Origin of the sequence: Lachnoclostridium sp. MSJ-17 (assembly GCF_018918205.1) — a bacterium.
GTDB lineage: Bacteria > Bacillota > Clostridia > Oscillospirales > Acutalibacteraceae > Ruminococcoides.
The window spans coordinates 1-9,093 of sequence record NZ_JAHLQB010000064.1 but is presented as its reverse complement, the minus strand read 5'-3'; the positions used below and the strand labels follow the sequence as shown (position 1 = coordinate 9,093).

The 9,093-nt window shown below is 54.9% G+C and carries 8 protein-coding genes and 1 pseudogene; 2 read left to right on the top strand and 7 right to left on the bottom strand.

Going from position 1 to position 9,093, the window contains the following annotated elements:
* Nucleotides 1-295: 295 nt before the first annotated feature.
* Entirely contained in the window at nt 296-838 is a 543-nt protein-coding gene (locus tag KQI64_RS05525) for a cob(I)yrinic acid a,c-diamide adenosyltransferase (RefSeq protein WP_253289194.1), read from the top strand.
* Nucleotides 839-948: 110 nt separating this feature from the next.
* Here KQI64_RS05525 and KQI64_RS05520 read toward each other — a convergent pair whose 3' ends face one another.
* From KQI64_RS05520 to KQI64_RS05500, 5 genes are read right to left on the bottom strand one after another with little or no spacing between them, the layout of a single operon-like run.
* On the bottom strand, nt 949-2,202 hold the full coding sequence (locus KQI64_RS05520) for an aspartate aminotransferase family protein (RefSeq protein ID WP_216523728.1): 1,254 nt from the start codon (nt 2,200-2,202) through the stop codon (nt 949-951).
* Nucleotides 2,203-2,223: 21 nt separating this feature from the next.
* Nucleotides 2,224-2,628 (bottom strand): hypothetical protein, encoded by a 405-nt coding sequence (locus KQI64_RS05515; RefSeq protein WP_216523727.1) that lies wholly within the window; start codon nt 2,626-2,628, stop codon nt 2,224-2,226.
* A gap of 10 nt (nt 2,629-2,638) precedes the next feature.
* Nucleotides 2,639-4,585 carry a class B sortase gene (gene srtB / locus KQI64_RS10615; protein WP_216523726.1) on the bottom strand — a complete coding sequence of 649 codons (1,947 nt, stop codon included), beginning with the start codon at nt 4,583-4,585 and terminating at the stop codon, nt 2,639-2,641.
* A 31-nt stretch (nt 4,586-4,616) separates the two neighbouring features.
* Nucleotides 4,617-5,789: a tRNA uracil 4-sulfurtransferase ThiI gene (gene thiI, locus KQI64_RS05505; protein WP_216523725.1), complete on the bottom strand. Its 1,173-nt coding sequence runs from the start codon at nt 5,787-5,789 to the stop codon at nt 4,617-4,619.
* A gap of 9 nt (nt 5,790-5,798) precedes the next feature.
* Entirely contained in the window at nt 5,799-6,923 is a 1,125-nt protein-coding gene (locus KQI64_RS05500; RefSeq protein ID WP_216523724.1) for a cysteine desulfurase family protein, read from the bottom strand.
* 145 nt (nt 6,924-7,068) lie between these two features.
* On the opposite strand from KQI64_RS05500, the gene spoVAC reads away from it, so the two are divergent.
* Nucleotides 7,069-7,521: a stage V sporulation protein AC gene (gene spoVAC / locus KQI64_RS05495; protein ID WP_330623016.1), complete on the top strand. Its 453-nt coding sequence runs from the start codon at nt 7,069-7,071 to the stop codon at nt 7,519-7,521.
* A gap of 132 nt (nt 7,522-7,653) precedes the next feature.
* Here the strand turns inward: spoVAC and KQI64_RS05490 are convergent, their stop codons facing one another.
* Together KQI64_RS05490 and KQI64_RS05485 are read right to left on the bottom strand one after the other, a co-directional pair.
* The gene (locus tag KQI64_RS05490) at nt 7,654-8,790 is read right to left on the bottom strand and encodes a 3-phosphoglycerate dehydrogenase family protein (RefSeq protein ID WP_216523722.1); all 1,137 of its coding nucleotides are present in this window, start codon (nt 8,788-8,790) and stop codon (nt 7,654-7,656) included.
* 21 nt (nt 8,791-8,811) lie between these two features.
* Nucleotides 8,812-9,093, bottom strand: a pseudogene (locus KQI64_RS05485) (3-phosphoserine/phosphohydroxythreonine aminotransferase); the annotation flags it as partial.

Genomic DNA, 9,093 nt, shown 5'->3' with positions numbered 1-9,093 from the left:
AATCGCCCGGTTTAAAATCGGACATACTCCACGGAAAAACCGGCATCTTTCAGCCGCAACCTCCCGCTTCATCGCATATCAGTGTGCAGTCACGCAAGTGTTATTATAGCGCATTCAAGTCGTTTTTTCAATAGCTCCGGCAAAAATAAGCGGAAAAATCCATTGTAGAACTTTTCCGAACATCTCTGTATAATTTTGTTTATTTTGCTGTATTGTCAAATCGGAAGCTTCGTTTTATAATTTAATTGCAGGACAATATTGCCTGCCCTGAAATCAAAACCAAAAACCAAAACCTATGAACCAAAGAAGCGAGGAGATGTCTATGATTCACGCCTACTACGGCGACGGAAAGGGCAAAAGCACCGCCGCGGCGGGCATTGCTCTGCGCGCCGCGGGCAACCGTATGCGCGTAATGTTCGTGCAGTTTCTGAAAACCGAAAACAGCGGAGAGAGGGCAGCTCTGCAGTCGGTAGAAGGGATAACCCTGACCACCTGTCCGCTCGAGCTGAAATTCACCTACGAGATGGACGAGCGCGAAAAACAGCAGGTCAGCGTGATGTACCGCGGGATCTTCGAGCGCGCCGTTTCGATCACCCTGTCAGACCGCTACGACATGATCGTGCTCGACGAGGTGTTCGACGTAATCAAAGAGGGAATGCTCGCAGAGGGCTCGGTGTTTGAGTTCATCACCAACGCCCCGAACAACATCGAGATTATAATGACCGGAAGAAAGCCGCCGCAGAGGTTCCTCGACGCCGCGGACTACGTGACCGAATTCAAAAAAATAAAACACCCCTTCGACAGAGGCATAGCCGCGAGAAAAGGAGTGGAATATTGACAGTTAGTAGTTAGTAGTTGGTAGTATATTTATTCTGACCAACTGCCAACTAAAATACTACCAACTACCAACTAAAACACGGGATTGGCGCTCCGCCAATCCCGTGTTTTTTACTCCAGCGCTTCCTTTGTCGCCTTGGCGATGATTTCCAGACCCTTCATCAGGAGCTCGTCGTCGATAACAAGCGGCGGCATGATCTTGAGCACCGCGCCGTTTCTGCCCGCGCACTCGCAGATGAGGTTCTGCTCGAAGCACTTCTCGATGATTTTTTCGCTGAGCTCGGGATCGATCTTGCCGAAGTCGATACCCCAGATAAGACCCATGCCGCGAAGCTCAAGTCTGCTGTCGAGAGCGATGACCTCTTTGGTGAGGAACTCGCGGACGATCTCGCCCTTGCGTCTTGTCTCAGCCTCGACGTCGTTCTTGAGCAGCCACTCAAAGCTAGCCTTGCCGGCGATGAAGCTGAGCTGGTTGCCGCGGAAGGTGCCGTTGTGCTCGCCGGGCTTCCACTTGTCGAGCTCCTCCTTGAGAAGAACGATCGCGAGGGGCATTCCCATACCGCCGATGGACTTGGACATAACGACCATATCGGGCTTGATTCCCGCTCTTTCGAACGAGAAGAAGGTGCCGCAGCGGCAGCAGCCGACCTGAATGTCGTCGACGATCATCAGGATATCGTTTCTGTCGCAGAACTCTCTTACGTCGCGGAGGAACTGGTCTGAGAACGGACGGATGCCGCCTTCAGCCTGCAGGGTCTCCATGATAACGGCGGCGGGCTTTGAAACCGCGCTGTGGTCGTCGTCAATAAGAGTCTGCATGTACTCGATAACGTCAAGTCCCTCGAACATATAGGGAGCAGGAATGTGGGTAACGTCGTTGAGGCTCGCGCCTGCGCCGTTTCTCGCGTACATCTCGGAGGTCAGCGAGAGCGCGCCGAGGGTCATGCCGTGGAAGCAGCCCATGAAGGCGAAGATATTGCTTCTGCCGGTGTTCTTTCTCGCGAGCTTGACAGCCGCCTCGACCGCGTTGGTGCCGGTGGGGCCGCAGAACTGAATCTTGTAGTCAAGACCTCTGGGCTTGATGATCTTCTCCTCAAGAGTCTCGATAAACTCGCGCTTGGGCACGGTGTACATATCGAGCGCGTGGATAATTCCGTCGGTGGAGAGGTACTCAACGAGCTTCTGCTTGATGTAGGGGTTGTTGTGGCCGTAATTTACTGCGCCCGCTCCGCAGAAAAAGTCGATGTACTCCTGTCCGTCCTCGTCCTTGATGACGGCGCCGGTCGCCTCGGTAAATACCTTGGGGAAGTGCCGGCAATAAGAGCGTACAACGGATTCATAGGTTTCAAACGCGTTTGTGTTCATATCATATACCCTCGCAATCATTTATATTATAGTGTTGGTGATGTATTCGCTTAAATCTCCGCGCAGGATCTCCTCGATCACGGCGGGGTCGTCGGGCAGAAGCAGCAAAAGCTGATTGCCCGCCCTGAGCATATATCCGAAGCCGCCGCTGCATGGCAGTCTTCTGACCGTTTCGGGCTTGCTTGACGCCGCGGCGTTCGAGATGATCCTCGTTACCGAGCGGTCGTCGGAAAACTCAGTTCCGCCGACGACAATGCAAATCCCGTTTGTCTTGAATGCTTCAATGAGCCTTTCGCCGAGCTGCTGCGCTCCGTTGGCGAAGCACGCCGAGCTGATCCTGAGCCGCAGCTGCGAAAGACAGCGGTTGAGCGTTTTTTCGCACAGCGAGGTTTTCCTCGCCGCGTAGTAGATAACTGAGCAGTCCATATCGCACCTCCTACGGCGTCTTTTCGACGGGCTCGAATATCGGCGCGATAGTCATATCGCTCTGCACGACGTTGTAGTCGAGCTGCCAGCCCTTGAATACGTAGTCGTAGAAATCGTCGCTGGGCTTTTCGGGGTCTGCCGGCGGGTCTGCCGACAGTCCGTCCTCGACATCCTGCGTACTGAGCACGCTGCCGTCGTAGTTGATAAAGGTTACGGTGTAGAAGATCCTCAGCTCCGTGGTGGGCTGACCTGTGGTGCCCTTCTTCTTGCCGGCGGTGGTCTCGTCGTCCTCGTCGGTGGTGCCGGTGACCTTCTGATCCTTGAAGTCGAGCTTGCCGTCGTCGAGCTTGCCGTCGTACCAGTCGATTTCCTTGTGCTCGTAGGCGGTCACGAAGTCGGTGACCTCGGGTCTTGTGCCGCCGTAGGCGTTGTAGTAAACCTGCGGCCAGACAGCGTTGTCGTTGATGCTCGCCTTGTCTGTATCGACCTTCGCCTCCTCGCCTATGCGGACGCGTCTCGCGACGACGACGGTACGGAAGTTTGTGAATTCATACGAGCAGGTCGAGAGCGTAATCAGCTCGTCGTCCTCGTTTACATCGACGGGACAGTTTATCAGCGAGCGGACGCGAACGTCGTAGACGTAGTTCATGAAGTCCTTGTCGTTCTGGAAATCCGCTCTCAGGTAGTTGAAGAACTCGCCCTGACTCGAGAGGGTGTTCGTCTTAAAGACGGAGATTATCTTGTACTTGCCGTCAGCCTTCGGGGTGTCGAACTCAATGATCGGCGCCTCCTTGTAGAAATCGAGGTTGCCCGACATACCGGCATAATTCATCAGGTTGCCGAACATCGAGCCGTCGTTCATGTGGTGTCCGTGCATGACGATGTTCTTGCTGTCGGTGCCCTCGAGGTCGCGGTAGTCGAGGAATATCGTGCCGTAGGAATCCCAGTCGCCCTTGTAGTTGTGGTTGAGGTAGTACTGACTGTACATATCGTCGCTCTTGTGCCAGAGGACGGGATAGTCGATTTTTGTGTCGTTTATGTAGATCCAGCCGACGATCTCGGGATTGATCGAAAGCAGCTCGTCCCAGTCTATGCCGCTGCCGTCGTCAACATCGGGAGCGTTGTCGTCCTCCGAGCGTTCGGTTCGGTGAGCAACCTTCTGGATCTCGTTGTTGAGCTGCTGGTTCTGCAGGCTCAGGAAAACCATGTTATACATCAGGAAGCCGAACGCCACGATGAAAACGAGCGCCATGCCGATCGAAACGCACTTTCTGCCGATTTCGGACTTTGAATCGCCGCGCATCGGAACGTAGCGGCTCTTGAAGTCGGTTTTCGGCGGCGTGTACTTCTCGGTGCCGAAGCCGTCGGGGTAGTCGTTCGAGGAGTTCTCGTAAATCTCGGTGGTGCGAACGGCGGCGAGCGCCGCGACCTGACCGAAGTCCACGCCGGTCAGCTCCGCCTGTGGAACCGCCGCTACGCGGATTCCCTTGAAGATGAAACAGTAGCCGCGGTAGCCCTCTCCGAAGTCGCCGAGAGAGAACACCTTCGCCTTCTTCCTCGTAACGTCGAGCTCGCTTTCAAGAGCCTCAAGCTCCTGAGTGGTCGCGCCGTTTTGCTTCGCCTCGACTACCGCCTTGCGGCGTTTCTTCCAGTAGTCCTTGGGAACCGGCTCGTTCTCGGCGCGCTCTGCGGCGGCTACAGTCTCGACAAAGTATTTCTTGAACGAGCTTTCGTCCTTGGTGCGCAGGGCGTTGGCGATGATCACAACGTCGGGCTTGTCGTCCGACTTCGCGATGCTGCTCAGCTCGGCGTTGATAAGCGTCGGGTGCAGAATTGTCTTTTTTATGGCTTTGAGCGAATAACCGTATTTCGCAAGACTCAGCCGCAGCTCGTCCTCGCGGTCGGGCAGCATGTCCTGCTCGGTCTTTTTGCTCACGGAAATAATTTCAATAAACACGCCGTTACTTTCCTTCCGTTTTAGTGGTCAGTTACTCAATATATGTGATCTTAAGATTATTCATCGCTTCCTCGATCAGCGGCTCGAAATTCGCCTGCTCCTGCGCCGCCTTCACAAACTTGAGTATCGGCTTTGTTCTGGGGTGACGCGGAGTGAATACCGTGCAGCAGTCCTCGTAGGGCTCGATCGAGGTCTCGTAGGTGTCTATTTTGTATGAAATATTGATGATCTCCTGCTTGTCCATGCCGATGAGCGGACGGAAAACCACCATGTCCGTCGCTTCGTCGGTGCAGCCCAGCGCCCCTATGGTCTGGCTCGCGACCTGACCGAGACTCTCGCCGGTGATGAGTGCGCCGCAGTCGCGCTGCTTCGCGATCCTCTCGGAAATCTGCATCATCAGGCGGCGCATGATTATCGTGAACAGCTCCTCGGGACAGTCGTCGCGGAGCTTTTCCTGGATTTTTGTGAACGGAACGGTGTACATGCGCATCGGTCCCGCGTAACGGCTGACCTTCTGCAGAAGCTTCACGACCTTCTCCTCGGCTCTCGCGCTGGTGTAGGGCGGGCTTGCGAAGTGAATTGCGGTGAGCTTTATGCCGCGCTTAGCCATCATGTACGCCGCGACGGGCGAATCGATGCCGCCGCTGATGAGTATCGCGGCACGTCCGCCGGTGCCGACGGGAATTCCGCCCGCGCCGCGAATGGGATCGGCGTGGATATAGGCGCCGAAGTCGCGTATCTCAACATAGACCGTCACGTCGGGATTGTGGACGTCGACGGTGAGGTGCGGGAATTTCTCGAGCAGCAGACCTCCCGCGACATTGCATATCTCGGGCGACCTGAGCGGGAATTTCTTGTCGCTGCGCTTAGCCTCGACCTTGAAGGTCCCGGCTGCCTTGAGCGTTTTTTCTAGGTATACGGGAGCGGTCTCAAGCACTGACTCCATCGTCTTTTCGGGACACATCGCCGCGCGGGAGAATGAGACGATTCCGAAGATCCGCGATATCCTGTCGCAGGCTTCATCAAAATCAACTCCGTCGTCGAGCGGTCTTACGTAGATCGTCGACTGCGCCGACGAGATATCGAACCGTCCCAGATCCGAAAGCGAGTGCTTTATGTTGCGCTTGAGCGCGTCCTCAAACTGACGGCGGTTGAGTCCCTTGAGAACGATTTCGCCGTCCTTTAAAAGAAGTATTTCTTTCATATTTTTTCCTTATCTGTGAGCGAGTATTTTCAGTCCGAGGGCGATCCCCTCAGCAAGCGCGTCAACGTCGTCCCTTGTGCTGAACTTTGAAAAGCTTATCCTCAGCGCGCTGTCGGCACGCTGTCTTGAGTAGCCCATCGCCGCGAGAACGTGGCTGGGCTTGCCCTTTGCGCAGGCGCTGCCCGAGGAAACATAGATTTCTCTCTCCTCGAGGAAGTGCAGCATGGTTTCGCTTCGTACCCTGCCCGCGGTTATGTTGAGCACGTACGGCAGGGCGTTTTCGGGCGAATTGATCAGAACGCCGTCGATCGCCGAGAGCCTTTCACGCGCGTAATTGTTTAAGTCGGTAACAAGAGCGAGGTTTTTTTCTATCTCAAACTCCGAGCACGCGACGCCGAAAGCCGCGATCGCAGGCAGCGGCTCGGTGCCGGGACGAATGCGCTTCTCCTGTTCGCCGCCGTACTGACGCGGCAAAATCCTCGCGCCTTTTTTTATGTACAGGGCTCCGCAGCCCTTGGGAGCGTGAACCTTGTGCGCGCTGACGGTGAGCAGATCCGCGCCGAGCTTTTTTACCTTGATGTCGAGCTTGCCGAACGCCTGAACCGCGTCGGTGTGACAGAGCACGGACTTGTTTTTCAAACGAACCGCCTCGAATATCTCTGCGACGGGGTTAATCGCTCCGGTCTCGTTGTTGACTAACATGACGGATACAAGCGAGGTGTCCGGCGTTACGGCGGAAGCCACGTCCTCCGGGCGGATAACTCCGTCCTCCGCGAGAGAGATACGCACGACCTCAAATCCGCTGTCGCTGAGCTTCTTTGCCGCTTCCAGCACGCTGCTGTGCTCCGTTGACGAGATTATCACCCGTTTGCACGTCCTGCGCTTCGCCTCAGCGGCTCCGAAAAGCGCGAGGTTGTTAGCCTCGGTGCCGCCGCTCGTAAAGGTGATTTCGCCGCTGTCCGCGCCGATCGCCCGCGCGACCTTGTCACGCGCCGCCTCGAGCTCATGCTCGGCGTTGATTCCGAGGGTATGGAGAGAGGAAGGGTTGCCGAAGTTCTCTGTCATGATTTCGAGAGCCTTCTGCGCCGCGGCGGATGATACGACCGTCGTCGCGCTGTTGTCGAGATAATGCAAGCCCTGACCTCCTTTTTAGCGTAATTTAACACATATATAGTTATTATACTACAAACCTGTAAAAAAATAAAGTGATAAATTTAACATAATTAGGGCGCGCGCGGAAATAATAAAAGTACAGTTTTTTTGACAGGAAGTGGTCTATGTGACTCCACAGGAATACAGCGCGGTTGTGAAACGCAATTCGCCGAAATCTAAAACATACGTCGACTGCCTTGCGGCGTTCTGTATCGGCGGCGGAATCTGCGTTGTCGGACAGGGCTTTTTTGAAGCCTACAGCGCCCTCGGCTTAAACGAAACGGACGCGAAAACTCTGACGTCGGTGACGCTGATTTTTCTCGGAATACTGCTGACCTTTCTCGGCGTTTACGACAAGCTTGCAAAGCACGCCGGAGCAGGTACTCTCGTTCCTATCACGGGCTTTGCGAACGCGATGTCATCGCCCGCGATAGAGTTCAAGACAGAAGGTCTTATCACAGGTATCGGCGCGAAGATGTTCGCGATAGCAGGCCCCGTGATCGTCTACGGCACCTTCGCCGCAACTTTATACGGGCTGATACTTTGGATACTGCATATGTTCGGAATAACGCTGTTTTAATTGAAAATTGACAATGGAAAATGAAAAATTAAGGGTCGCTCCGCTCCGAAATATATTTGAACGCAGAATGACGCTGCCAACTACCCAACTAAAAAAGGCTGACCCGCAGGTCAGCCCTATTTTAACATTAAATTACAGAACTCTTACCTTGATCACGCCGTCTGCGGCAGCGATCTTGTCAGCGTCAACGTCGCCCTTTACATCAACGATGGTGTAAGCGAAGTCGCCGCGGTTCTTTGTGAGCATGCCGGTCACGGTCACGCCGCTGATAGCGTCGGAAATGCGCTCGGGCACGTTCTTGTGCATAACGCAAACGCGCTTGTCGCCGCTTCTCGGGAGAGAAATCGCGGGATAGTTGACGGAGTTGATGATGTTGCCGTTTTCAAGGTACTCCTTGATCTGGTCGCAAGCCATTACAGCGCAGTTGTCCTCAGACTCGGGAGTTGAAGCGCCGAGGTGCGGAAGAACAATGACGTTCTCCTCGCAGAGGAGCTTGTCGTTGCCGAAATCGGTAACGTACTTGGCAACCTTGCCGCTCTTAAGAGCCTCAAGCACAGCGTCGGCGTTTACAAGACCGTCGCGGCTGTAGTTGAGAATGCGAACGCCGTCCTTCATCTTGGCGATCATCTCAGCGTCTACCATGTCGTTTGTCTCGGGAGTGAGCGGAACGTGGATAGTGAGGTAATCGCAGGCGGTCATGACCTCCTCTGCGCTCTTGAGCAGAGTGACGTCGGGGTTGAGTCTGAGAGCGTTGGGAACGGAGATGAAAGGATCGAAGCCGACGACCTTCATGCCGAGAGCGTCAGCCGTGTTCGCAACTAGAATACCGATCGCGCCGAGGCCGATAACGCCGAGGGTCTTGCCCATGATCTCGGGGCCTACGAACTGGCTCTTGCCCTTTTCGACCATCTTGCCGACAGCGTCGCCGTTGCCCTTGAGGGTCTTAGCCCACTCGATGCCCTCTACGACCTTTCTGGAGGAGAGGAGAAGTCCCGCGAGAACAAGCTCCTTAACGGCGTTTGCGTTGGCGCCGGGAGTGTTGAAAACAACGATGCCCTGCTCAGCGCACTTGTCCTTGGGGATATTGTTTGTGCCGGCGCCTGCTCTCGCGATAGCGAGGAGGTTTGAGCCGAACTCCATGTCGAGCATGGAAGCGGAACGGACGAGAACCGCGTCGGGATTCTCTACGCTGTCTGCACAGCTGTAGTTCGCGCCGAGACGGTCGGTGCCGACTGCCGCGATTTTATTTAACTTGAGTACGTTATACATACAAATCAGTCCTTTAATAGATTATTTATTCTCTGCCTCGAACTTCTTCATGAAGTCAACGAGAGCAACAACACCCTCGTAGGGCATAGCGTTGTAGATAGAAGCGCGCATGCCGCCTACGGTGCGGTGACCCTTGAGATTAACAAGACCTGCCGCTGTGCTCTCCTTGACGAACTTCGCGTCAAGATCAGCGTCGCCTGTTACGAAGGGAACGTTCATGAGCGAACGGTCCTCGGGAACAACGGTGCCCTTGAACATCTCGGAGCTGTCGAGGAAATCATAGAGAAGCTTAGCCTTCTTCTC

Bases quoted from the DNA above. Each gene is read 5' to 3' on its own strand.
- KQI64_RS05490 (WP_216523722.1), bottom strand. From the start codon at position 8,790: ATGTATAACGTACTCAAGTTAAATAAAATCGCGGCAGTCGGCACCGAC.
- thiI (WP_216523725.1), bottom strand. From the start codon at position 5,789: ATGAAAGAAATACTTCTTTTAAAGGACGGCGAAATCGTTCTCAAGGGA.
- KQI64_RS05525 (WP_253289194.1), top strand. From the start codon at position 296: ATGAACCAAAGAAGCGAGGAGATGTCTATGATTCACGCCTACTACGGC.
- KQI64_RS05520 (WP_216523728.1), bottom strand. From the start codon at position 2,202: ATGAACACAAACGCGTTTGAAACCTATGAATCCGTTGTACGCTCTTAT.
- KQI64_RS05515 (WP_216523727.1), bottom strand. From the start codon at position 2,628: ATGGACTGCTCAGTTATCTACTACGCGGCGAGGAAAACCTCGCTGTGC.